This window comes from Stenotrophomonas sp. GW821-FHT02D01, assembly GCF_059421765.1.
Genome location: NZ_JBWKVP010000001.1, coordinates 851,325 through 874,744, shown reverse-complemented (window position 1 = coordinate 874,744; position 23,420 = coordinate 851,325). Strand labels below are relative to the sequence as shown.

Genomic DNA, 23,420 nt, shown 5'->3' with positions numbered 1-23,420 from the left:
GCATCGTCAGGAGACCTGCGACTCGCCCGGCGACAGGGTCAGCACGTCCACGCCGGTCTCGGTGACGGCGATCATGTGCTCCCACTGTGCCGACAGCTTGCGGTCCTTGGTCACCACGGTCCAGCCATCGGGCAGCACCTTGTTGTAGCGGGTGCCCTCGTTGATCATCGGCTCGATGGTGAAGGTCATGCCCGGCTGCAGCACCAGGCCCTGGCCCGGACGGCCGTAATGCACCACCTGCGGCTCATCGTGGTAGACCTTGCCGATGCCGTGGCCGCAGTACTCGCGCACCACGCTGAAACGCTCGCCTTCGGCGTAGCTCTGGATCGCATGGCCGACGTCGCCCAGGGTTGCGCCCGGACGCACCGCGCGGATGCCGCGCCACATCGCTTCATAGGTGGCGTCGACCAGGCGCTTGGCCATCACCGACGGGGTGCCGACGAAGTACATGCGGCTGGTGTCGCCATGCCAGCCGTCCTTGATGACGGTGACGTCGATATTGATGATGTCGCCATCCTTGAGGACCTTCCCTTCGCTGGGAATGCCGTGGCAGATGACATTGTTGACCGAGGTGCACACGGTCTTGGGGAAGCCGCGGTAGCCGACGTTGGCCGGAATGGCGCCCTGCACGTTCACGATGTGGTCGTGGCAGATGCGGTCCAGTTCCTCGGTCGTGACACCGGGCTTGACGTGGGGGGTGACGATGTCGAGCACTTCGCTGGCCAGGCGGCCGGCGATGCGCATCATCTCGATTTCCTGCGGGGTTTTGATATTCACGCTCATGGCTCCCATTATCGCCGATCCGGCCGCAATCTGAACGAACGCCACCCAACTGGCGATCCGGGGCATGCACGGATCCGGCAAGGAACGTGAAAGCGTGATGGGCCACACCCTTTCGATCGCCTGTTTCTCACGGAATACAGACACTTGCGGTGCCTACGCTGGCCCCACTGTCGTCAAATCGGCGCCGAACGTGCCGACTTCGCGCTGTTCAACGGACCTTCGGGTCAAGGAGGTTGTCCATGCGATCCACCGTTCGTTCCCCCTGGGCTTGGGCCTTGGCCCTGCTGGTGGCTGGCCCGGCCGCCGCCGCCGACACCACTACGTTCAACGTCACCCTGGTGGTCACCAAGGCCTGCACCATCACTGCGGCCGCCGCCACCAACGTCGATTTCGGTACCGCCGCCTCCACCACCGCCACCCCGACCCTGGGCCAGGGCACCGTAACCGCACAGTGTTCGGCGCTGACCCCGTACACCATCTCGCTCAACGCCGGTGCCAATGCCGGTACGGCCAATGACGTCACCACGCGGCGGATGAAGAACACCAACGCAGCAGTGACGGCCAACAACTACGTGGGCTACCAGCTCTACCAGGATGCCGCGCATACCCTGGTGTGGGGCGCCACCACGGGCACCAACACCCAGGCCGGTATCGGCACCGGCCTGGCGGTGCCCTACATCGTCTACGGCCAGATCCTCAACCTGAGCACGGCCAACGCTGCGACCGGCAACTACCTGGATACCGTTACCGCCACGATCACCTATTGATGGAGCACGCCCGCATGGCCGGATCCCGCCCGTGGCGCGCCACCGGCGTGGCGCTGCTCGTTCTCAGCCTGCTTCTTTGGGTCTCCGCGGCCTCGGCGACCAGCCTGCAGGTCGCGCCCACCAGCCTGCAGCTGGAGGCACGCCAGCGCGCCGGCGAACTGTGGTTGACCAACAGCGGCACCTCGCCGGTGAAGCTGCAGGTCCGGGTATTCCGTTGGGTGCAGCAGGACGGCAACGAACAGCTGCTGCCCACCGAAGATCTGCTGGCCACGCCACCGATGCAGGAGTTGGCCGCCGGCCAGCAGCAGCTGGTACGGGTCATGCGCGCCGTGGCCGACGCACCGGCTGCGCAGCAGTACTACCGGTTGATCGTCGACGAGGTGCCCGATCTGGCCACGCGCTCCGAAGGCATGCAGTTCGTGCTGCGCTATTCCATCCCGGTATTCGTGCAACCCGGCGCTGGCAGCCGGCTGGCACCGCAGCTGCACGCCCGCCTGGTCCGGCTGGACGACGGACGCAACGGCGTGGAAGTAGGCAATACCGGCAACAGCTACGCGCAGATCGCTGACCTCGCCCTAGGTAGCCCGGAACGGCCGCGCATCGTCCATCCCGGCCTGCTGGGCTATGTGCTGCCCGGCCAGATCATGCGCTGGCCGCTGGAGCGCACGGCGATCGACCGCGACAACGACCAGATCACGGCCAAGCTCAATGGCGAGTCGGAACAGACGTCGCTGCCGCCACCACCGGCTCGCTGAGGCGCTGATGAGCGCAGCGCTCGGTGCGGCCCTGTCCCCGGCGGCCCATGCAGCCGATGTCTCCGGGGTCTCCGCCGATGCCCTGCTGCCGCCACCAACCCCACTCACGGCCAACCAGACGCTGTACCTGGACGTGACCCTCAACAGCACGCCGCGCGGCCTGCTGCCCTTCACCGACAACCGTGGCCGCCTGCAGGCCAGCCCCGAAATCCTGCGCCAGCTTGGCTTCAACGCCAGCGGCGATGCCCCGGTGTACCTCGACCAGATCAGCGGTGCGGTGGTGCGCTATGACGCGCACCTGCAGACCCTCGCGCTGGACGTGCCGCTGGACCAGTTGACCCTGCCCACGACCGTGCTCAGCCGCCCGCAGGTCCGCGCTTCCCGCGGCAGCGCCTCGCCCGGCGTCCTGCTCAATTACGACCTGTACGGCAGCCGTGTCGACAGCCTCGGCAACCTGACCCTGAGCTCTGAACTGCGAGTGTTCGGCATCGGTACCGGCACCTTCGAGAACACCGCCGTCAGCCGTCGCTACCAGACCGGCGACCGCCACTGGCGCAGCGAAAGCGTACGCCTCGATACGCGCTGGACGTTGGATTTCCCGGACAAAGCGCTGACTTTGGAGGTGGGCGATTTCTACAGCGGGTTTGTCGACTGGAGCCGGCCGGTACGCCTGGGCGGCATCCAGATCGGCCGCAATTACGGGCTGCAGCCGTACCGTGTCCTTACCCCGACTCCGGCCTTCCTTGGCCAGGCGGTGGTGCCATCCACGGTCGAGCTGTATGTGGATGGCCTGCGCCAATACAGCGGCCAGGTACCGGTCGGGCCGTTCCAGCTGGCGGCGCAGCCGGGCATCAGCGGTACCGGCAGCGCGCAGGTGGTGGTCACCGATGCCTTCGGCCGCATGCAGACCCTGGATTTCAGCTTCTACGGCACCCAGCAGCTGCTGGCCAAGGGCCTGTCGGACTGGTCGCTCGGCGTCGGCCAGCTGCGCGAGCAGTTCGGCGAACGCTCCTTCGCCTACGACGACCGTGCCGTGGCAAGCGCCAGCTGGCGCGGCGGCGTCAGCGACACATTCACCGGTGAAGCACATGCCGAGGGCGGCGGCGGCCTGGCCCAGGCCGGCGTGGGTGGCTGGTGGCTGCTGGGCGGCGCCGGCGTGCTCAATGCCGCCTATGCCCACAGCCGCTACCAGGGGCTGCAGGGCGGACAGTGGGCGCTGGGGTACAGCTGGAACAACCGGCGCTTCAATTTCAACCTGCGCAGCGTGCGCAGCCACGGCGACTACCGCGACCTGGGCGCGCTGCAGGCCAACCTGCCGCCCAGCATCAGCGAGCAGGCCACGGTCGGCCTGGACCTGTTGCGCCTGGGCACCCTCAGCGCCAGTTACCTTCGCCTGCGCTACCCCGATGGCGATGACAACCGTTATGCCAGCCTGTTCTGGTCACGCAGCTGGAGCCCGCGCTGGTCGGCCTACCTGTCGGTCAACCAGAACCTGGACGACAGTGATGACCGCAGCGTCTACCTGTCGCTGACCGCAAGCCTGGGCAACAACCGCCAGGCCAGCCTGTCCAGCCAGCGCAATGGCGACCGCCAGAGCTGGGTCGCCGATGTCACCCAGCCGGTCCCGGGCGACGGCAGCGCAGGCGGTATCGGTTGGCGCGCGCAGGTCCGCCACGGCGACGGCGGCAGCGGCGGCCTGGCCGAAGTCGGCATCCTCAACGATGTCGGCCGCTACGCCTTCGGTGCCTCCCGCCAGGCGGGCCTCAACTACGCCTATGGCAGCGCCAGCGGCAGCCTGGTGTGGATGGCCGGGCACACCTTCGCCGCCCGCGAAGTCGCCGACGCCTTCGCCGTGGTCAGCACGAATGGCGTTGGCGGTGTGCCGGTGCGGCTTGAGAACCGCCTGATCGGTGCCACCGACGAGCGTGGCCTGCTGCTGATCAGCCCGCTGCTGTCCTGGCAGCGCAACCGCGTCTCCATCGACACCCTGGACCTGCCGGCGGACATGCGCGCTGATCGCATCGAGGACTGGGTAACACCCCGCCAGCGCGCCGGCACCGGCCTGACCTTCAACCTGCGCTCGCGGCCGTCGCTGACCCTCACCGTGCAGGACATGGCGGGGCAGCCGCTGGAAGCAGGCAGCGAAGTGCAGCTGCCCGATGGCCGCCAGGCCACCGTCGGCTACGACGGCCTGCTGTACCTGGAGGACGTTGCACCTGGCAGCGTGCTGTACATCACCAGCAGCGGTGGCCAGTGCCGGGTGCGCGTGCCGGCACCGCAGGTGGTCGCCGTCGGGGCCAGCGCGCGCCCGGTCCCGCTGCAATGCGTGCCGGAGGTGGCGCCATGAGGATGCTGCTGCTCGGCCTGCTGCTTCTGGCCGGCCTGATCGCCAGTGCACCGACACGCGCGGCCGCGACCTGCACCGCCACCGCCGACGCGCTGCTGCCCTTCGGCAACGTCAGCAGCGGCGCGGCAGGCGCCACCCCCGGCACCTTGAACATCACCGTGAACTGCTCCACCGCCGCACTCAGTCTGGTCGCCACCACCGGCATCCGCGTCTGCATCGGCCTGGGCAATGGCACCGGCGGCACCAGTACTTCGCCGTGGCGGACAATGGTCAACGGCAGCAGTGATCCGCTCAACTTCCAGATCTACAACGTCGCCAACTACAGCGAAGTCACCGGCCTGGCACCGCGCGGTACACCTCCCGCACAGGAGCTGACGATGACCTACAACGTGCCGCTGATCGGCGGCTCCGGCAGCCGTACCACGCAGTTGTTCGCACAGATCCCGGCCAACCAGGTACTGGCCTCCGGCAACTACAGCAGCACCTTCACCGGGGCCAACGTGGTGCTCACCTGGGCCTGGAATGAGGTGCTGCTGGGCACCGCCACCGTACCGGCCAGCTGCAATGGCGGCGCTACCGGCACCAACACCGCCAGCAATGCCTTCACCTTCAATGCCACTGCCACCGTGCTGCCGCAATGCGGCAGCTACCTCACCACCACCATGGATTTCGGCAACGTCACCGGCGGCATTCCCGCCAACATCGACCAGACCGCCACCCTGACGCTGACCTGCCTCAAGCGCACCGCCTACCAGGTCGGCCTGAACAACGGTCAGAACAACCCGGCCCTTACCACCACCCGGCGCATGCGCACCACCATCGGCGGCAACAGCTATTACCTGACCTACGAGCTGTACCGGGACGCTGCGCGCAGCCAGCGCTGGGGCAATACGCTCACCGTGGACACCTTCAGCGGCGTCGGCACTGGCAGCGCGCAGACACTGAACATATTCGGGCGTGTGCCTCCCGTTGCCGGACAGCCTCCAGCGGGCACCTACAACGACCTGGTGCAGGTGACGATCACCTACTGAGGGGAGCCCGCTCTACAGAATTCCCCCTGTCGGCCGATACGGCGCATCAAGTCGACAACACGGTGGATCGCAGGTGGTTCGGGCAGTACTGATCGGAGTGATGTCCATCGCCAGCACGACAGCGTGGGCCGACCCGGCGCCCGTCCCAATGCAGATCCGCCTGACCGTGGTTGAAGGCTGCGTCGGCACGGAGGGCGGCCCACGTTGCCCGGTGCCACAGCAGCACAGCGACGGCGGTCACCTGCCGCCCCAGGTCCGTGAACTGGCCCCGCCGGCGCAGGACGAACAGGGGCATTCGCTGCCCGAACCGCCCAGCACTTACTACTGATGCGCCGGCTGCTGCTTCTGCTGGCCGCGGTGCTGCCTATTGCCGCGCAGGCGCAGGCGCTTGAGCTGGTGCCGACCACCCTGAACCTGCCGGCTGCGCAGGGGCGGGCCGAGCTGTGGCTGCGCAATCCTGGCCCTGGGCATTGGCGCGGCCAGGTGCAGATCTGGGCGTGGGACCAGCAACCGGGCGCCGAACACCTGCAACGCAGCGCGCAGGTGCTGGCCAGTCCGACCCTGCTGGACCTTCCTGCCGGTGCACGCCAGCGCGTCTGGTTGCTGCCGGCGTCATCCGCACCTGTGGCCGCTGAACAGGCATTCCGTATCATCCTGGCTCCGGCAGAACCGGCCATGCCGCGCTATTCACTGCCCCTGTTCCGCAGCGAACCGGTCGGCCCAACGCCCCCCTGCCTGCGGGCAGAGCTGGTGGTCAACGGGTCGCAATTCATGCTGAGACTGTTGAACGGTGGCACCGGGCACGCGCGCTTGAGCGACCTTGCCTATGAGGCGGCTGGCGGCCAACGCAGCCTGCTGCTGCCCGGTCTTGCCGGCTACGTACTGGCGGCGCGCCAGCGCCAGTGGCAGCTGCCGCCGCGCGCCGATGGCTATGCAGGCGGCAGGTTCCATGCCCGCCTGCAGGACGGCACAGATGTGATTCTGGCGGCGCAGACACCCGCAATTGCAGCGAGCCAGCCAAGCGGGCTATAATTGCCCGGATGTCCTGCCGCCGCGTGCGCGGGACACCGTCCACACCGGACGTCACCGGTGAATCCACACCTGCTGCCCCCATCCGTGCCGGGGTGCTCCGCAAGGAGTTCGGCCACGGAGGCAACAGGGAAGCCCAACCCCGGAACCTTCAGCGCTTCCACGCGTCCCGCATACCTATCCCGCGGGCGGAATCGCCGGTTCCCCATCAGGAGTTCTGCAATGCCTCAGGTCACCATGCGTCAGATGCTGGAAGCCGGCGTCCACTTCGGCCACCAGACCCGCTACTGGAACCCGAAAATGGCTCCGTACATCTTCGGCGCCCGCGGCAAGATCCACATCATCAACCTGGAAAAGACCGTCCCGCTGTTCAACGACGCGATGAACTTCATCTCGTCGGTTGCCCAGAAGCGCGGCACCATCCTGTTCCTGGGCACCAAGCGCAGCGCGCGTGAGTCGATCCGCGAAGAAGCCGAGCGTTGCGGCATGCCGTTCATGAACCAGCGTTGGCTGGGCGGCACCCTGACCAACTTCCGTACCGTCAAGCAGTCGGTTGCCCGCCTGAAGGAACTGGAAGCCGGTGAATCCGACGGCACCTTCGAGAAGCTGGTCAAGCACGAAGTGCTGGGCCTGCGTCGCGAGCGCGACAAGCTGGAAGCCTCGCTGGGCGGCATCAAGGACATGAACCGTCTGCCGGACGCGATCTTCGTCATCGACATCGGCCACGAAGACATCGCCATCAAGGAAGCCAAGAAGCTCGGCATCCCGGTGATCGCCGTCGTCGATACCAACTACAACCCGGAGCTGGTGGATTACGCGATCCCGGGCAACGACGACGCCATCCGTGCCGTGCAGCTGTACGCACGCGCCGCTGCTGACGCCGTGCTGGAAGGCAAGGCTGCTGCACCGCACGCTGCCACCGTCCGTGAAGAAGAGTTCGCCGACGCTCCGGCCGAAGAAGGCAAGCCGGCTCGCCGCGCTCCGGCCAAGAAGGCTGCTGCCGACAAGGGCGAAGCCCAGGCCTGATCCAGGCCCCGGTGGGCGCCACGCGCCCACCTTTCCTGTCCGCTGCCGATGGCGCGACGACAGGACACTGTCACACGGGCCGGCCACCATGCCGGCCCAACCCCTTTCTTTCGTGAGGTAATCCCGTGGAAATCACTGCTTCCCTGGTCAAGGAACTGCGCGAGCGCACTGGCGCCGGCATGATGGAATGCAAGAAGGCGCTCACCGAGGCCGGCGGCAACATCGACGCCGCTGCTGAAGCGCTGCGCAAGTCCGGCGCTGCCAAGGCCGACAAGAAGGCTGACCGCGTGGCCGCCGAAGGTCGTCTGGGCCTGGCCCAGGACGGTGGCAAGGCCGTGCTGGTCGAGATCAACTCGGAAACCGACTTCGTCGCCAACGACATCAACTTCAAGAACTTCGTCGATTCCGTCGCTGCCGCTGCACTGGCATCGGGCGCCGCCGACGTGGAAGCCCTGAAGTCCGCCACCCTGCCGAGCGGCCAGACCGTCGAAGAAACCCGCGCGACCGCCGTGCAGACCCTGGGTGAGAACATCCAGATCCGTCGCCTGGTCAAGCTGGACACCACCGGCAACGTCGGTTCCTACGTCCACACCAACGGCAAGGTCGGCGTGCTGGTCGACCTGATCGGCGGCGACGCCGAACTGGCTCGTGGCCTGGCCATGCACGTGGCTGCGCTGAAGCCGCCGCACAACAAGGCCGCCGATGTGCCGGCCGAGTTCGTGGAAAAGGAAAAGGAAATCGAACTGGCCAAGATGTCCGAGAAGGACAAGTCCAAGCCGGCCGACATCCTGGAAAAGATCATCAGCGGCAAGATCAACAAGATCGTCAGCGAAGTGACCCTGTACGGCCAGAGCTACGTTCTGGACGGCGACAAGACCGTCGAGCAGGTGGTCAAGGCCGCCGGCGCCGACGTGGCTGGCTTCCAGCTGCTGGTCGTTGGCGAAGGCATCGAGAAGGTGGTGGAAGACTACGCCGCCGAAGTTGCCAAGGCGATGCAGGTCTGATTCCAGCCTCACGGCTGTAATGAAACCAGAAGGAGCCGCGGGAAACCGCGGCTCTTTTTTTTATGCCGGTGGGCCTGTGGGTGCCCTTCACCTGTGGGTGGCCGAATCTGTGGGTGGCCGAATCTGTGGTGGCCGAATCTGTGGGTGCGCACCGTTGGTGCGCACACCGTCACCTTTGCGTTGCAGCCGAATCAAGCCGATACTCGGCAAAGGGAACCTGCAGTCACATAACAGGAACGAAATTCGCAGACTGTGATGCATTCCTAGGTATTCTTGTCCTAATGGAATTGAACGACCCGACATGCCTCCCGAGCTGACAGCTGCACTGGCGCTTTGCCGCAACCTCCCCTCGCCGCCCGGTATTGCCCTGCGCATCATCGAACTGGCCCAGGACCCGGAGGCGGACATCGCTACCGCTGCGGACATCATCGCCATCGACATGGCGCTGAGTGCGCGCATGCTGCGTATCGCCAATTCACCGCTGTATGCCAGCCGGCGCCGGATCGAGAACCTCGGCCAGGCGCTGACCATGCTCGGGCTCAACGCTACGATCAGCCTCGCCCTGGGCTTCACTGTCACCCAGGGCCTGACCGGCAAAGGCGGCGCCGACCACGATCTGCGCCAACGCGCCTGGAAGCGCAGCATCCTCAGCGCGCTGGCGGCCAGCCAGCTCGGCCAAGCGCGCGGCCTGCGCAGGCTGGAGGAGCTGATGCTGGCCGGACTGCTGCAGGACATGGGCGTGCTGTGCCTGGCCCAGGCCGAATCCGAACGCTACCTGCCCCTGCTGCGCGAAGCGCGCGACAACCCTGATCTGATCGCGCGCGAGCGCCAGGAACTCGGCTGCAGCCACGCCGACGTCGGCGCCTGGGTAGCCGAGGAGTGGGGCCTGCCGCGCTACCTGGTCGACAGCATCCGCCACAGCGAAGACGAAGGCACCGCCGAAAATCCGTTCCAGGCCTGCGTACAGCTGTCTGGTGCCGTCGCCGACATCTGGCTGGATGAAGACGCCGATGGCGCACGCGAACGCGCCCTGCAGCAGGTCCACGACCGCCTGCAGATGGACAGCGCCCGCTTCGACCAGGTGCTGGCGCGGATCAGCGAAGCGCTGCCGGACATCGCCAGCCTGTTCGAGAACGGCCTGAATTCACCGGCACGCGTGCGCGAGCTGATCGACCACGCCCAGGAGCTGGCCACCCTGCGCAACCTGCGCGAACTGCAGGATGCCGACCAGGCCCGCCGTCGCGCCGATGAATTCGAGGCCCGCGCCAAGCGCCTGGCCGACCAGGCCCATCGCGACGCCCTGACCGGCGTCCTCAATCGCCGCCAGCTCGAAGCCGTGCTTGAGCAGGAGTTCCTGCGCGCCGGCCGCCATGGCTGGCCATTGTCGGTGGCCTTCATCGACCTGGACGATTTCAAGAAGATCAACGACGCGCACGGCCACCTGACCGGCGATGAGGTGCTGCGCGCCTTCGCCGGCAAACTGCAGGGGCAGCTGCGCAACAGCGACACCGTGGCCCGTTTCGGCGGCGAGGAGTTCGTCGCGCTGCTGCCCAATACCAGCGAATCGGTCGCCCTTGACGTGATCCGCCGCGTGCTGGCCAATATCGTCGCCACCCCGATGGCGGAACTGGAAGGCGGCCCGCTGTTCATCACCTTCTCGGCCGGCGTGGCCACCCAAGGTGGTTACGAGCGTTTTGCCGGTGTGCAGGACCTCCTGCGCGCCGCAGATGACGTGCTCTACCGCTCCAAGAACCTGGGCCGCAACCGGGTCATCGCGCGCTCTCCCGGCGAACTGGGGCATGATGAACTGTCTGCCACTGCGGGCGCCGAGCTTGGCTGAATGGTGCGCTCCGGATGCACGGGGCACACCAGCATTTTGCGCCGCAGTGCACAAAACGCTTTGGCCGCGCGCCGCTTGCGCGTAGAATCGCCCGCGATTTCCACGCACCCGAGGTCCCTATGTCCAAGCTCGCCTATCGCCGCATCCTGTTGAAACTTTCCGGGGAGGCGCTGATGGGAGATGAGGACTACGGCATCGACCCCAAGATCATCAATCGCCTGGCCCGTGAGGTCGTCGAGGCCCAGCAGGCTGGCGCCGAAGTCGCACTGGTCATCGGTGGCGGCAACATCTTCCGCGGCGCAGGCCTGGCCGCTGGCGGCATGGACCGGGTCACCGGCGACCAGATGGGCATGCTGGCCACGGTCATCAACGCGCTGGCCATGCAGGATGCGCTGGAAAAAGTGGGCGCCAAGGCCCGCGTGATGAGCGCGATCAAGATCAACGACGTGTGCGAGGATTACATCCGCCGCCGCGCCATCCGCCACCTGGAAAAGGGGCGCCTGGTGATCTTCGCCGCTGGCGTCGGCAGCCCGTTCTTCACCACCGACTCGGGCGCCGCCCTGCGCGCGATCGAGATCGGCGCCGACCTGCTGCTGAAGGCAACCAAGGTCGATGGCGTGTACGACAAGGATCCGAACAAGTACAGCGACGCCGTCCGCTTCGACAGCCTGAGCTACGACGAAGTGATCCGCCGTGGCCTGGAAGTGATGGATACCGCCGCCTTCGCCCTGGCCCGTGACAGCGACCTGCCGATGCGCGTGTTCGACATGGGCCAGCCGGGCGAGCTGCTGAAGATCCTGCACGGCGAGAACATCGGCACCCTCGTCCAGGGCCGCGATCCGGCCTGAGGCTGAGCGCAAGGCGACCTCCGGGCCGATTCAGGCCCGGCGGCGTCCCGTATTCGCCTATAATCGCCCGATTCCAGTTACATCCAGGACCCTGGCGATGCTCAACGACATCAAGAACAACGCGCAGACGCGCATGGCCAAGAGCATCGACGCTCTTAAGCACACCCTCACCTCGATCCGCACCGGCCGCGCAACGCCGGCCCTGCTGGACCGCGTCACGGTCAATGCTTACGGCAACGCCAGCACGCCGCTGAACCAGGTAGCGTCCATTTCCAACCCCGACGCCCACTCCCTGCTGGTCACGCCCTTCGACAAGAGCATGATCAAGGAGATCGAGAAGGGCCTGTACAACATCGAGCTGACCCCGAACACCATCGGCACCTCGATCCGCGTCAACCTGCCGCCGCCGACCGAAGAGCGCCGCAAGGAACTGGCCAAGCAGGTACAGAAGGAAGGCGAAGGCGCCAAGATCGCCGTGCGCAACATCCGCCAGGATGCGAACAAGGAAGTCGCCAAGCTGCTGAAGGACAAGGTCATCAGCGAAGACGAGAAGAAGCGCGGCGAAGACGATATCCAGAAGTTGACCGACGCCAACATCAAGGATATCGACAAGGTCGTCGCCGACAAGGAAAAGGAACTGATGTCGGTCTGAAGTCGATGCCTTCAGTCCCGCCTCCCCTGCCGGCCGCCCTCCCGCGCCACGTCGCCATCATCATGGATGGCAACGGGCGTTGGGCACAGCAGCGCCGTCGCCCCCGCGTGATCGGCCATCGAGCCGGTGCGCGCGCGGTCAACCGTACCATCGAGCGCTGCCTGGAGCTGGGCATTCCGGCGCTGACCCTGTTCGCGTTCTCCAGCGAGAACTGGGGCCGGCCGCCGGACGAAGTCGATGCGTTGATGAAGCTGTTCCTCGGCGCGCTCGACCGCGAAGTGGACGAGCTGCATCGGCGCGGCGTGCGCGTGCGCTTCATCGGCGAACGCGAGCGCTTCGGTGCTGCCCTGGTCAGCCGCATGCAGCTGGCCGAACAGCGCACCGCCGACAACAGCACACTGACCCTGTCGATCGCCGCCAGCTATGGTGGCCGTCAGGACATCGCCCGTGCCGCACGCGCACTGGCTGTTGAAGTTGCAGCCGGCCGCCTGCTTCCCGAGCAGATCGACGAATCCCTGCTGGGGCGACAGGTGGCCCTGGCCGACCTGCCGCCACCGGACCTGTTCATCCGCACCGGCGGCGATACCCGCATCAGCAATTTCCTGCTGTGGCAGCTGGCGTATACCGAGCTGTGGTTCACCGAAGCGCTGTGGCCGGATTTCGATGCCGCGCAGCTGCAGCTGGCGCTGGATGCCTACGCCAGCCGTGAGCGCCGCTTCGGCCTGACCAGCGCCCAGATCGCCGCCCTGGCCACCGAGACGTCCAGCCCATGACCAAGACCCGAGTCCTCGCCGCGCTGATCATGGCGCCGGTCGCCATTGCGGCGATCCTGTTGCTGCCCACGCAATGGCTGGCCGCCGCCGCCGCTGCCGTGCTGCTGATCGGCCTGTGGGAATGGCTGAAGCTGGCCGATGTCGAAGACACCCTCGCCCGCACCGTGCTGCTGGTCCTCAACCTGGTGCTGATGGTGCTGCTGGTGTGGGCCGATGCCGGCACGCTGGTGCTGTTCCAGATCGCGACCCTGGTGGGCGTGGCCTGGTGGCTGGGCGCGCTGGTGTGGCTGCGCTTCTTCAACTTCGGCGCGCAGCCTGGCAGTCCGGCGCGCATCCTCAAGCTGCTGGCCGGCACCCTGGCCATCGTGCCGGCGTGGGCTGCGCTGGTACTGATCCATGCCGGCGGCGACCCGCCGGGCCATCAGGGCCACCTGTGGCTGCTGGCCGCGCTGGCGCTGGTATGGGCGGCCGATTCGGGCGCCTACTTCGCTGGCCGTCACTTCGGAAAGCACAAGCTGGCACCGCGGATCAGCCCGAACAAGACCTGGGAAGGCCTCGTCGGTGGGCTGATCGCCGGTGTTGCGGTGGCCGTCGGCCTGGGCTGGCTGGCCGGCATCGATGCCGCGCACCTGCCCGGCCTGCTGGTTACCTCGGTGGTGGCCGTATTCGCCTCGGTACTGGGCGACCTGTTCGAAAGCCTGATCAAGCGCCATGCCGGCGCCAAGGATTCAGGCCACCTGATCCCCGGCCACGGCGGCGTGCTCGACCGCGTCGACGGCGTGCTGGCGGCCATCCCGGTGTTCGCACTGGGTAAGGAAATCTTCGGGTTCTGACCATGGATGCTGCTGCAGACCTGCGCCGGGTCGCCGTGTTCGGCGCCACCGGCTCGATTGGTGCCTCCACGCTTGACGTGATCGCCCGCCATCCGCTGCGTTACCAGGCCACCGTGCTTGCCGCCGGCCGCCAGGTACAGGCGCTGCTGGCCCTGTGCCGGCAGCACCGGCCCGCGCATGCGGTGATCGCCGATGAAACCCTGTATGCGGAACTGCGTGGCGGCCTGCGCGATGCCGGCCTGGCCACCCAGGCCCACGCCGGCCATGCCGCTCTGGACCAGCTGGCGGCCAGTGACGCCTGCGATACCGTGGTTGCCGCGATCGTCGGCGCCGCCGGCCTGTCCTCGACCCTGGCCGCCGCTGCGGCCGGCAAGCGCATCCTCCTGGCCAACAAGGAATCGCTGGTGCTGGCCGGCGAACTGCTGACCCGTACCGCCGAACGTGCCGGCGCCGAGATCATCCCGATCGACAGCGAGCACAGTGCGATCTTCCAGTGCCTGCGTTCACGTGATGCCAGCCTCGACGGTGCCGGCGTGCGCCGCATCCTGCTGACCGCCTCGGGTGGACCATTCCGCGGGCGCAGCCGCGCCGAACTGGAGCAGGTCACCCCGGCCCAGGCCGTGGCGCACCCGAAGTGGTCGATGGGGCCGAAGATCTCGGTCGATTCGGCGACGTTGATGAACAAGGGCCTGGAAGTGATCGAGGCCCACCATCTGTTCGGCATCCCCGGCGAGCGCATCGAGGTACTGGTGCACCCGCAGAGCCTGGTGCATTCACTGGTTGAGTTCGTTGACGGCTCCACGCTGGCGCAGATGGGCTTGCCGGACATGCGCACCACCCTGGCCGTGGGCCTGGGCTGGCCGCAACGGATCGAATCGGGCGTCTCCGGGCTGGACCTGCTCGCCCAGGGCCGGCTGGATTTCGAGGCTCCCGACACTGACGCCTTCCCCTGCCTGGCCCTGGCGTGGCAGGCGATGCGCGCCGGTGGTACCGCCCCGGCCGTGCTGAACGCCGCCAACGAAGAGGCTGTTTCAGCGTTTCTTCAGGGCCGCATAGGCTTCCTGACCATTCCGACGCTCGTTGCTAACGCTCTTTCAACACTGCCGACCGAACCAGCCGATACACTTGAGGTTCTGTTGTCCGCCGACCAGCGGGCCCGCCAGCTGACCCTGAACGCCATCGCCGCCACCTGAACAGCGCACCCATCCCGTATGACGCCGCCGCCCGTGTCCGCCAATGTGAACCTGCATGACTGACTTCATCGGATCGGTCTGGTGGATGATCGTGAGCCTTGGGCTGCTGGTCACCTTCCACGAATTCGGGCATTACTGGGTCGGGCGCCTGTGCGGGGTCAAGGTGCTGCGCTTCTCGGTGGGCTTCGGTCGTCCGCTGTGGTCGCGCCGCGACCGCCATGGCACCGAGTTCGCCATTGCCGCCATCCCGCTGGGCGGCTATGTGAAATTCCTCGACGAACGCGAAGTCGAGGTCCATCCGCACGAACGTGGCCAGGCCTTCAACCACAAGACCGTGTGGCAGCGCATCGCCATTGTTGCGGCCGGCCCGATCGCCAACCTGCTGCTGTGCATCCTGCTGCTGTGGGCGATGTTCGTGATCGGCAAGCAGGACTATTCGGCAACCGTCGGCCGCGCTACCGGCATGGCCGCCACGGCCGGGCTCGGCAGCGGCGATCGCCTGCTGAGCGTGGACGGCCGCGATGTGATCACCCTGGGTGAGGCCAGCATGGCCCTTACCGCGGCGGCGATGGACCGTCGCGACGTGACCCTGCAGGTCCTCGACCCCGCAGACCAGCTGCGCTCGCGTACCCTGCCGCTGTCGCAGCTGCCGGCTGGTTTCGATGAACGCCGGGTTCCGATCCTGGCCGGCGTGTATTGGCGTGCGTGGCTGCAGCCCCCGCTGGTGGACAACATCGTGAAGGGTTCGGCTGCGGAGGGTCACCTGCAGACTGGCGATCTGATCGTGGCGATCGATGGGCAGCGCATCGACAGCGTCGAGCAGGCCATCAGCGAAGTGGGCAGCCTGGGCCGCCGCGGTGGCCCGGCGATGATCGAGGTGCTGCGTGGTGGCGAGCGCCTGGCGCTGGAGATCACCCCGCGCCAGGGCAAGGACGGCAAGGGCCAGCCCACCTGGCAGATCGGCGCGGGGTTTGCCGAGAGCTACAGCCCCGCCTACGACACCCTGCTCAAGTTCGGCCCACTGCAGTCCGTGACGGTGGCGGTGCGTGAAACCGGCAGGATGGCCGCCGACTCACTGGCCATGATGGGCCGGATCGTCACCGGCAAAGCCTCGCTGCAGAACGTTTCCGGCCCGGTCACCATTGCCCGGGTCGCCAATATTTCGGCCAAACGTGGCGTGGATTGGTTCATCCAGTTCCTCGCCCTGCTGTCGCTGAGCCTGTGCATCATCAACCTGCTGCCGATCCCCATCTTGGACGGCGGCCACCTGCTGTATTACCTTATCGAGTTGGTCAAGGGCAGCCCGCTGAGCGAGCGTGCCGTCGCCGCCGGCCAATACATCGGCCTGGCGTTGCTGGCCGGGCTGATGGGATTGGCGTTCTACAACGACATCCTCGGCCTGGTCCCGCGATGAACTTTTCCATGTTTTTGCCGTCTACAGCGTCGGCATCCCTTACCAATGAAATCGACCTTCCTACCGGACGTGACATGACGCGACTCCCCAATCGCCGCCTGCTGGCCCTCGCCCTCGCCGCCGTCACCGGCGCCCCCGCCCTGGCCCAGGCAGCCGAGCCCTTCACTGTCAGCGACATCCGCGTCGACGGCCTGCAGCGCATCAGCTCCGGTACGGTGTTCACCTACCTGCCGGTCGAACGTGGCGAGACGGTCACAGACAGCAAGGTCGGCGAGACCATCCGCGCCCTGTACAAGACCGGCTTCTTCGAAGATGTGCAGCTGGATCGCCAGGGCAGCATCCTGGTGGTGACCGTCAAGGAACGTCCGGCGATCAACAAGCTGACCGTCACCGGCAACAAGGACATCAAGTCCGACCAGCTGCTCAAGGGCCTGTCCGACATCGGCCTGACCGAAGGCGGCACCTTCGATCGCCTGAGCCTGGATCGCGTGACGCAGGAACTTCGCCGCCAGTACAACGACCGTGGCAAATACACCGTCGACATCACCCCGACGGTGAGCCCGCTGGACCGCAACCGTGTCGACATCGCCATCGCGATCAAGGAAGGCAAGGCGGCCAAGATCCGCCACGTCAACATCGTCGGCACCGAGAAGTACGACAGCAAGGACATCCTGGAATACTGGGAGTCCAAGGAACACAACTGGGCGTCGTGGTACCGCCGTGACGACCAGTACTCCAAGGAAAAGCTGTCCGGCGACCTGGAGAAGCTCAACTCCTGGTACCTGGACCGCGGTTATGTCGACTTCAGCATCGACTCGACGCAGGTCTCGATCAGCCCCGACAAGCGCGACATGTTCATCACCGCCGGCGTGACCGAAGGTGACCAGTACAAGATCTCGGAGATCAAGGTCAGCGGCGATACAATCCTGCCGCAGGAAGACGTCGAGCGCATGGTCGTGCAGAAGTCCGGCGACACGTTCTCGCGTGCCCTGCTGGAATTCAGCTCCGACTCGATCACCAACTCGCTGTCCAACATCGGTTATGCCTTCGCCAAGGTGAACCCGATTCCGACCACCAACCGCGCCGAGCAGACCGTAGCGGTCAACATGCAGGTCGTGCCCGGCCCGCGCGTGACCGTCCGCCGCATCATCTTCAAGGGCAACACCCGCACCTCCGACGAGGTGATGCGCCGCGAAATGCGCCAGTTCGAGAACAGCTGGTACTCGCAGGCCGCGATCGACCGTTCCAAGATCCGCCTGCAGCGCCTGGGCTACTTCGAAGCGGTGGAAGTGGAAACCCCGCCCGTCAGCGGCAGCAACGACCAGGTCGACGTCGTCTACAACGTCAAGGAAACCACCTCGGGCAGCTTCGTGTTCGGCCTGGGCTATTCGCAGTCCTACGGCATGACCACCTCCGTGCAGCTGTCGCAGAACAACTTCCTGGGCGGCGGCAACCGCGTGTCGGTCGAAGCTTCGCGCAGCAGCTACCTGCAGCGCTACGGCTTCAGCTACACCAACCCGTACTTCACCGATGACGGCGTCTCGCTGGGTTACAACCTGTCCTGGCGCGAACTGGACTACTCCGACTTCAACACCGCGCAGTACAACAGCACCAATGGTTCGGCGCAGGTGGTATTCGGCGTGCCGATCACCGAGACCGACACCGTCTCGCTGATGTTCGGCATCGACAGCAACCAGATCACCACCTACGCGGGCTCGACCCCGAAGTCGATCATCGATTACATCGATGCCGTCGGCAGCCGCACCTTCCATGCATGGCGCACGGAACTGGGCTGGGCGCGCGACTCGCGCAACGACTACTTCATGCCGACCCGCGGTACCTACCAGCGCGTGGGCCTGGAAACCACCCTGCCGGGTTCGACCATCGAGTACTACAAGCTGAACTACCAGATCAGCAAGTACTGGCCGATCATCCCCTCGCTGGTGATCAACACCCGCGCCGAAATCGGCTACGGCGATGCCTACGGCAACGACAAGACCCGCGTGATCGACAACGGCGACGGCACCACCCGCACCGTCACCGCGTCGGGCCTGCCGTTCTACGAGAACTTCTACGCCGGTGGTACCAACTCGGTTCGTGGCTTCGAGGACAACACCCTCGGCCCGCGCGAAGTCACCAGCGGTTACCCGAACGGCCAGCCGCTGGGCGGTTCGCTGAAGACCGTCGGTTCGGTCGAGGCCTATTTCCCGCGCCTGTTCGACAGCCCGTCGGCCCGCGTGTCGGCCTTCGTCGACTTCGGCAACGTCTACAACGGCACCGACAACTTCAAGGCCAACGAACTGCGCGTGTCCACCGGTGTGGCCCTGCTGTGGCGCGCCCCGGTCGGCCCGATCTCGATCAGCTATGCGTTCCCGCTGAAGAAGAAGGACGGCGACGAGATCGAACGTCTGCAATTTACGTTTGGTGGCCAGTTCTAACTGGCCCCCAAACGTTCCCACGGTTTGCGATGCAAACCGCGGGGCCTATCCTGCTCCCTATCCCCCGCGCCGTTGGCGCGCCCCCCTTAACAAAGGGGGGCTCTCCACCAGACGGGGTACGAATCGCCGGGCATTGCCCGGCGTTTTCGTTATTGAAGCGCACGCTGACGCGCGGTGAGCCGAGTATGGCTCGGCGCTGCAGGCGACTGTGGACGTTGGATCCGCTCGCGCGCGGAAGACTATCCGGCGATGGCGCAGGGGGCTGACCAGGACCGTTGGCGCCATGGATGGCGCCATCGAGCCCCCAGGGATGGGTTTACGGCGTGTCCTGGGCAGCCCCCTGCGCCATCGCCCCACGGTCAGCCAGGCGCCGGCTTTTGCTCCCGCATGACCGCAATGGCGTCACACGTTAAACTCCCGCCGTGAATACTCCTACCTACACCGCCCAGCAACTCGCCGATCAGTTCGGCCTGCAGGTCCATGGCGACCCGAGCACCGCCATCCATGGCGTGGCCACCCTCGCCCATGCCGGTGCCGGCCAGCTGACCTTCCTTGCCAATCCACGCTACCGCACCCAGCTGGCCGACAGCCAGGCTGGCATCGTGGTGCTGCGCGCCGAGGATGCCGACGCGGCTCCCGGCACCGCGCTGGTTGCCAAGGACCCCTACACCACCTTTGCCAAGATCGGCGCGCTGTTCGACATCGCCCCGACCCGCCCGCCCGGCATCCATCCCAGCGCGGTGATCGATCCGCAGGCGCAGGTCGCCGCCAGCGCCCACGTCGGCCCGTTCGTGACCATCGGCGCACGCAGCGTCATCGGCGAGAACTGCATCATCGGCGCCGGCAGCATCATCGGCGAAGACTGCACCCTCGACAGCGGCTGCGAACTGATCGCCCGCGTCACCCTGGTCACCCGCGTCAAGCTGGGCAAGCGCGTGCGCATCCACCCCGGCGCCGTGCTGGGCGCCGATGGCTTCGGCCTGGCAATGGACGCTGGCAAATGGATCAAGGTGCCGCAGCTTGGCGGCGTGCGCATCGGCGACGACTGCGAGATCGGCGCCAACACCTGTGTTGACCGTGGCGCGCTGGAAGACACCGTGCTGGCCGAGGACGTCCGCCTGGACAACCTGGTGCAGATCGCACACAACGTGCAGATCGGCGCCCACTCGGCCATCGCCGGCTGCACCGGCATTGCCGGCAGCGCCAAGATCGGCCGTTACTGCCTGCTCGGCGGCGCCGTTGGCGTCGTCGGTCATCTTGAAATCTGCGACAAGGTCGTGATCACCGGCAAATCGGTGGTCCGCAACTCCATCACCGAGCCGGGCGAGTATTCCTCCGGCACGCCCCTGACCGACAACCGCACGTGGCGCAAGAATGCCGCGCGCTTCAAGCAGCTCGATGCACTGGCCCGTCGCATCCTGTCTGTGAGCAAGGAGAAAGAATGAGCCACACCCAGACCCTGCCGGACATGGCGCAGATCCAGACGCTGCTTCCGCACCGCTACCCGTTCCTGCTGGTGGACAAGGTGGTGTCGATCGACTACGAGAAGCGCACGATCGTCGCGACCAAGAACGTCAGCATCAACGAGCCGTTCTTCCAGGGCCACTTCCCGGGCCAGCCGATCATGCCCGGCGTGCTGATCATCGAAGCCATGGCCCAGGCCGGCGGCGTGCTGACCCAGTTGACGCTGGGCCGCGATGCGCAGTCCAAGCTGTTCTACATGGTCAAGGTCGACAAGGCCCGCTTCACCAAGCAGGTGGTGCCCGGTGACGTGCTGGAGATGCACGTGGAGATCAAGCGCGTGATCCGCAACATGGCCGTGTACGACTGTGTGGCCAAGGTCGACGGCGAAGTTGTCGCCTGCGCCGAGGTGCTGTGCGCCGGCACCCGCGAATGACCCTGGCTGGAGGTCCGAGATGAGCGACAACGCCCCCCTGATCCACCCCACTGCCGTGATCGATCCGTCGGCACGCCTGGCCGACGACGTCCGCGTGGGCGCGTTCACGATCATCGGGCCGGACGTCGAGATCGGTGCCGGCACCGAGGTCGGTCCGCACTGCAGCATCCATGGCCCGACCCGGATCGGCCGCGACAACCGGTTCATCGGCCATGTCGCGGTCGGCGGCGAACCGCAGGACAAGAAGTACGGCGGTGAACGCACCGAACTGGTGATCGGCGACCGCAACGTGTTCCGCGAGTTCGTCACCCTCAACCGTGGCACCGGCGGCGGTGGCGGCATCACCACCATCGGCGATGACAACTGGATGCTGGCCTACACGCACGTGGCCCACGATTGCCACGTCGGCAACTTCTGTGTGTTCTCCAACAACACCACGCTGGCCGGGCACGTGACCGTGGGTGACTACGTGATCATCAGCGGCTTCGCCGGTGCGCATCAGTTCTGCCGCATCGGTGCCCATGCCTTCCTTGGCATGGGCGCGCTGACCAATGGCGACGTCCCGCCGTTCACCATGGTCGGCACCGACTCGCTGGGCCGCCCGCGCGGCATCAACAGCGAGGGCCTGAAGCGTCGCGGCTTCGATCCCGAACGCATCACCGCCATCAAGCGTGCCTACCGCACGCTGTACGTAGCGGGCCTGCCGCTGGCTGAAGCCAAGGCACAGCTGGCCGAACAGGCGCGCGACAGTGACGACGTCAAGTCGATGCTGGACTTCATCGAACACACCGAGAGGCACCTGCTGCGATGAGCAGCGCGACCGGCCAGGCGCCGGCCGGCGCCGAGGTGATTTCGCTGGCCTCGATGGCCGGCAGCGTGCCTGCCCATCGGGTGCTGAGCGATCGTCCGTTGCGGATCGCGCTGGTCGCCGGTGAAGCTTCCGGCGACCTGCTCGGTGCGGGCCTGATTCGCGAACTGAAGGCCCGCTTCCCGCATGCCGAATTCGCCGGCATCGGCGGCGATGCCATGCGCAGCGCCGGCTGCCAGACCTGGCACGACGCCAGCGAACTGGCAGTGATGGGCCTGACCGAAGTCCTGCGCCATCTGCCGCGCCTGCTCAAGCTGCGTTCGGCTTTCCGCCAGCGTGCGCTGGAGTGGCAACCCGATGTGTTCATCGGTATCGACGCTCCGGACTTCAATCTGGGTATCGAACGCTGGCTGAAACAGCGTGGCGTGCGCACCGTGCACTACGTCAGCCCCTCGGTGTGGGCATGGCGCGAGAAGCGTGCCGAGAAGATCGGCAGCAGCGCCGACCTGGTGCTGTGCCTGTTCCCGATGGAACCACCGATCTACGCCAAGCACGGCATCGATGCGCGCTTTGTCGGCCATCCGATGGCCGATGACATCCCGCTGCATGTCGACCGTGAAGCGGCCCGGATCGAACTCGGCCTGCCCGCCTCGGCCAAGGTGCTGGCCGTGCTTCCCGGCAGTCGACTGGGCGAGATCTCCAAGCTCGGAGAAGCCTTCTTCGAGGCCGCCTGGCAGGTGTCCGAGCGTATTCCCGGCCTGCACGTGGTGGTGCCGGCGGCCAATGCGGCCTGCCGACGCCTGATCGAGGAGCAGCTGTCACGCTCGGCGCTGCCGGTGGCCTATTCGCATGTACTGGACGGCCAGGCGCGCAGCGCGATGATCGCCGCCGACGTTGTGGTGCTGGCCTCTGGCACTGCGACCCTGGAAGCGATGCTGGTGAAGCGACCGATGGTCGTCGGCTACCGGGTCAACGAACTGACGTACCGCTTGGTGAAGGCGTTGGGGTTGATCAAGGTCGACCGCTTCGCCCTGCCCAACATCCTTGCCGGCCAGGACCTGGCGCCAGAGCTGATGCAGCACGACTGCACGCCGGAGAAACTGGCCGCCGCCGTCCAGCAGTGGTTCGACCACCCGCAGCGGATCGCCGATCTGCAAGGAACCTACACGCGCCTGCATGAACGCCTGCGTCGCAACGCATCGGCGCGCGCAGCCGATGCTGTCGGCGAACTGCTGATCCGTGGCCAGGAAAAAGCATGAGCCGCCGGCATGCCGCAGCGGCCAGCCTGGCCCTGTTCGATGGCGCTGCGGTGATCGATCCCGGCCATCGCATCGCCGGTGTAGACGAAGCCGGCCGGGGACCGCTGGCCGGCCCTGTCGCGGTGGCCGCAGTGGTGTTCGATCCACAGCGGCCACGACTGAACGGCCTGGATGATTCCAAGCAGCTGACCGCAGCACGCCGCGAGCAGCTGCATGACCGCATCCTCGACCGCGCCCTGGCCTGGCACGTGGTGCTGGTGGACGTGGAAGCCATCGATCGCCTGAACATCTATCAAGCTACGCTGCAGGGCATGCGCGATGTCGTCGCGGCGGTGGCCCACGTGGCCGGCTTCGCCCGTATCGACGGCAACGTGGTGCCCAAGGGACTGGTGCTGCCGGCGCAGGCGCTGGTCGGCGGCGATGGCATCGACCGCGCGATCATGGCGGCCTCGATCCTGGCCAAGGTCTCGCGCGACCGCTACATGCTGGACCTGCACGCACGCCACCCGCAGTACGGCTTCGACCAGCACAAGGGCTACGGCACCCCGGCGCATCTGGCCGCCCTGCGTGAGCATGGCCCGTGCGCGGAGCACCGGCGCAGTTTCGCACCGGTGCGCGAGTGCCTGGAGGCGCCGCCGGCTGTGGCGTCCGCCATCGCGATCGCCTGAACGTTCGCCGGGCATGGCCCTGCGCTACCACGGCAACATGAACGCCCCCGGTAGC

The 23,420-nt window shown here is 66.5% G+C and carries 22 protein-coding genes; 21 read left to right on the top strand and 1 reads right to left on the bottom strand.

Annotation, left to right across the window (positions count from 1 at the left end):
- Positions 1–6: 6 nt before the first annotated feature.
- The gene (gene map, locus AC07UW_RS04005; protein ID WP_080277585.1) at positions 7–849 is read right to left on the bottom strand and encodes a type I methionyl aminopeptidase; all 843 of its coding nucleotides are present in this window, start codon (positions 847–849) and stop codon (positions 7–9) included.
- Positions 850–1,022: 173 nt separating this feature from the next.
- Here map and AC07UW_RS04000 point away from each other — a divergent pair, with 173 nt between their 5' ends.
- The 21 genes from AC07UW_RS04000 (at position 1,023) to rnhB (ending at position 23,365) form a co-directional block, all read left to right on the top strand.
- Entirely contained in the window at positions 1,023–1,550 is a 528-nt protein-coding gene (locus AC07UW_RS04000; protein ID WP_025877648.1) for a Csu type fimbrial protein, read from the top strand.
- Positions 1,550–2,305 (top strand): fimbrial biogenesis chaperone, encoded by a 756-nt coding sequence (locus AC07UW_RS03995; protein ID WP_495211480.1) that lies wholly within the window; start codon positions 1,550–1,552, stop codon positions 2,303–2,305. Before AC07UW_RS04000 ends, AC07UW_RS03995 begins: the two co-directional genes overlap by 1 nt.
- A 7-nt stretch (positions 2,306–2,312) precedes the next feature.
- A complete protein-coding gene (locus tag AC07UW_RS03990; RefSeq protein ID WP_495211479.1) occupies positions 2,313–4,652 on the top strand; it encodes a fimbria/pilus outer membrane usher protein in 2,340 nt (779 codons plus the stop codon).
- Positions 4,649–5,683, top strand: a complete 1,035-nt coding sequence (locus AC07UW_RS03985; RefSeq protein WP_313249195.1) for a Csu type fimbrial protein — start codon at positions 4,649–4,651, stop codon at positions 5,681–5,683. The genes AC07UW_RS03990 and AC07UW_RS03985 overlap by 4 nt, the downstream gene beginning before the upstream one ends.
- 100 nt (positions 5,684–5,783) lie before the next feature.
- The gene (locus AC07UW_RS03980; RefSeq protein ID WP_336026168.1) at positions 5,784–6,011 is read left to right on the top strand and encodes a hypothetical protein; all 228 of its coding nucleotides are present in this window, start codon (positions 5,784–5,786) and stop codon (positions 6,009–6,011) included.
- Entirely contained in the window at positions 6,011–6,715 is a 705-nt protein-coding gene (locus AC07UW_RS03975) for a fimbrial biogenesis chaperone (RefSeq protein ID WP_495211478.1), read from the top strand. Before AC07UW_RS03980 ends, AC07UW_RS03975 begins: the two co-directional genes overlap by 1 nt.
- A 219-nt stretch (positions 6,716–6,934) precedes the next feature.
- Complete coding sequence (gene rpsB / locus AC07UW_RS03970; protein WP_025877657.1) at positions 6,935–7,738, top strand: 30S ribosomal protein S2; 804 nt, start codon at positions 6,935–6,937, stop codon at positions 7,736–7,738.
- 125 nt (positions 7,739–7,863) lie between these two features.
- Positions 7,864–8,742: a translation elongation factor Ts gene (tsf, locus tag AC07UW_RS03965; RefSeq protein ID WP_093817754.1), complete on the top strand. Its 879-nt coding sequence runs from the start codon at positions 7,864–7,866 to the stop codon at positions 8,740–8,742.
- Between the two features lie 301 nt (positions 8,743–9,043).
- Positions 9,044–10,582 carry a sensor domain-containing diguanylate cyclase gene (locus tag AC07UW_RS03960; RefSeq protein ID WP_025877660.1) on the top strand — a complete coding sequence of 513 codons (1,539 nt, stop codon included), beginning with the start codon at positions 9,044–9,046 and terminating at the stop codon, positions 10,580–10,582.
- Positions 10,583–10,701: 119 nt separating this feature from the next.
- Positions 10,702–11,430 (top strand): UMP kinase, encoded by a 729-nt coding sequence (pyrH, locus tag AC07UW_RS03955; protein ID WP_025877663.1) that lies wholly within the window; start codon positions 10,702–10,704, stop codon positions 11,428–11,430.
- A 97-nt stretch (positions 11,431–11,527) separates the two neighbouring features.
- The gene (gene frr / locus AC07UW_RS03950; RefSeq protein ID WP_099821430.1) at positions 11,528–12,082 is read left to right on the top strand and encodes a ribosome recycling factor; all 555 of its coding nucleotides are present in this window, start codon (positions 11,528–11,530) and stop codon (positions 12,080–12,082) included.
- 5 nt (positions 12,083–12,087) lie between these two features.
- A complete protein-coding gene (uppS, locus tag AC07UW_RS03945) occupies positions 12,088–12,855 on the top strand; it encodes a polyprenyl diphosphate synthase (protein ID WP_495211477.1) in 768 nt (255 codons plus the stop codon).
- Positions 12,852–13,688: a phosphatidate cytidylyltransferase gene (locus tag AC07UW_RS03940; protein WP_025877667.1), complete on the top strand. Its 837-nt coding sequence runs from the start codon at positions 12,852–12,854 to the stop codon at positions 13,686–13,688. The genes uppS and AC07UW_RS03940 overlap by 4 nt, the downstream gene beginning before the upstream one ends.
- A gap of 2 nt (positions 13,689–13,690) precedes the next feature.
- Complete coding sequence (locus tag AC07UW_RS03935) at positions 13,691–14,881, top strand: 1-deoxy-D-xylulose-5-phosphate reductoisomerase (RefSeq protein WP_495211476.1); 1,191 nt, start codon at positions 13,691–13,693, stop codon at positions 14,879–14,881.
- 55 nt (positions 14,882–14,936) lie between these two features.
- Positions 14,937–16,295, top strand: a complete 1,359-nt coding sequence (gene rseP / locus AC07UW_RS03930) for an RIP metalloprotease RseP (RefSeq protein WP_223494643.1) — start codon at positions 14,937–14,939, stop codon at positions 16,293–16,295.
- Between the two features lie 74 nt (positions 16,296–16,369).
- Positions 16,370–18,733 (top strand): outer membrane protein assembly factor BamA, encoded by a 2,364-nt coding sequence (gene bamA / locus AC07UW_RS03925; protein WP_140226666.1) that lies wholly within the window; start codon positions 16,370–16,372, stop codon positions 18,731–18,733.
- A gap of 422 nt (positions 18,734–19,155) precedes the next feature.
- Positions 19,156–20,178, top strand: a complete 1,023-nt coding sequence (gene lpxD / locus AC07UW_RS03920; RefSeq protein ID WP_223494642.1) for a UDP-3-O-(3-hydroxymyristoyl)glucosamine N-acyltransferase — start codon at positions 19,156–19,158, stop codon at positions 20,176–20,178.
- Positions 20,175–20,630, top strand: coding sequence for a 3-hydroxyacyl-ACP dehydratase FabZ (gene fabZ / locus AC07UW_RS03915; protein WP_025877675.1), 456 nt, complete (start codon positions 20,175–20,177; stop codon positions 20,628–20,630). Before lpxD ends, fabZ begins: the two co-directional genes overlap by 4 nt.
- A gap of 19 nt (positions 20,631–20,649) precedes the next feature.
- Positions 20,650–21,441, top strand: coding sequence for an acyl-ACP--UDP-N-acetylglucosamine O-acyltransferase (lpxA, locus tag AC07UW_RS03910; RefSeq protein WP_025877677.1), 792 nt, complete (start codon positions 20,650–20,652; stop codon positions 21,439–21,441).
- 53 nt (positions 21,442–21,494) lie between these two features.
- On the top strand, positions 21,495–22,697 hold the full coding sequence (gene lpxB / locus AC07UW_RS03905; RefSeq protein WP_312108547.1) for a lipid-A-disaccharide synthase: 1,203 nt from the start codon (positions 21,495–21,497) through the stop codon (positions 22,695–22,697).
- A complete protein-coding gene (gene rnhB, locus AC07UW_RS03900) occupies positions 22,694–23,365 on the top strand; it encodes a ribonuclease HII (RefSeq protein ID WP_336026133.1) in 672 nt (223 codons plus the stop codon). Before lpxB ends, rnhB begins: the two co-directional genes overlap by 4 nt.
- The last annotated feature ends 55 nt before the right edge of the window (positions 23,366–23,420 follow it).

Bases quoted from the DNA above. Each gene is read 5' to 3' on its own strand.
- rseP (WP_223494643.1), top strand. From the start codon at position 14,937: ATGACTGACTTCATCGGATCGGTCTGGTGGATGATCGTGAGCCTTGGG.
- rnhB (WP_336026133.1), top strand. From the start codon at position 22,694: ATGAGCCGCCGGCATGCCGCAGCGGCCAGCCTGGCCCTGTTCGATGGC.
- AC07UW_RS03980 (WP_336026168.1), top strand. From the start codon at position 5,784: ATGTCCATCGCCAGCACGACAGCGTGGGCCGACCCGGCGCCCGTCCCA.
- AC07UW_RS03935 (WP_495211476.1), top strand. From the start codon at position 13,691: ATGGATGCTGCTGCAGACCTGCGCCGGGTCGCCGTGTTCGGCGCCACC.
- AC07UW_RS04000 (WP_025877648.1), top strand. From the start codon at position 1,023: ATGCGATCCACCGTTCGTTCCCCCTGGGCTTGGGCCTTGGCCCTGCTG.
- lpxB (WP_312108547.1), top strand. From the start codon at position 21,495: ATGGCCGGCAGCGTGCCTGCCCATCGGGTGCTGAGCGATCGTCCGTTG.
- AC07UW_RS03975 (WP_495211478.1), top strand. From the start codon at position 6,011: ATGCGCCGGCTGCTGCTTCTGCTGGCCGCGGTGCTGCCTATTGCCGCG.
- AC07UW_RS03985 (WP_313249195.1), top strand. From the start codon at position 4,649: ATGAGGATGCTGCTGCTCGGCCTGCTGCTTCTGGCCGGCCTGATCGCC.
- frr (WP_099821430.1), top strand. From the start codon at position 11,528: ATGCTCAACGACATCAAGAACAACGCGCAGACGCGCATGGCCAAGAGC.
- AC07UW_RS03940 (WP_025877667.1), top strand. From the start codon at position 12,852: ATGACCAAGACCCGAGTCCTCGCCGCGCTGATCATGGCGCCGGTCGCC.
- rpsB (WP_025877657.1), top strand. From the start codon at position 6,935: ATGCCTCAGGTCACCATGCGTCAGATGCTGGAAGCCGGCGTCCACTTC.
- pyrH (WP_025877663.1), top strand. From the start codon at position 10,702: ATGTCCAAGCTCGCCTATCGCCGCATCCTGTTGAAACTTTCCGGGGAG.
- AC07UW_RS03990 (WP_495211479.1), top strand. From the start codon at position 2,313: ATGAGCGCAGCGCTCGGTGCGGCCCTGTCCCCGGCGGCCCATGCAGCC.
- map (WP_080277585.1), bottom strand. From the start codon at position 849: ATGCCCCGGATCGCCAGTTGGGTGGCGTTCGTTCAGATTGCGGCCGGA.
- AC07UW_RS03995 (WP_495211480.1), top strand. From the start codon at position 1,550: ATGGAGCACGCCCGCATGGCCGGATCCCGCCCGTGGCGCGCCACCGGC.
- uppS (WP_495211477.1), top strand. From the start codon at position 12,088: ATGCCTTCAGTCCCGCCTCCCCTGCCGGCCGCCCTCCCGCGCCACGTC.
- fabZ (WP_025877675.1), top strand. From the start codon at position 20,175: ATGAGCCACACCCAGACCCTGCCGGACATGGCGCAGATCCAGACGCTG.
- AC07UW_RS03960 (WP_025877660.1), top strand. From the start codon at position 9,044: ATGCCTCCCGAGCTGACAGCTGCACTGGCGCTTTGCCGCAACCTCCCC.
- bamA (WP_140226666.1), top strand. From the start codon at position 16,370: ATGACGCGACTCCCCAATCGCCGCCTGCTGGCCCTCGCCCTCGCCGCC.
- lpxA (WP_025877677.1), top strand. From the start codon at position 20,650: ATGAGCGACAACGCCCCCCTGATCCACCCCACTGCCGTGATCGATCCG.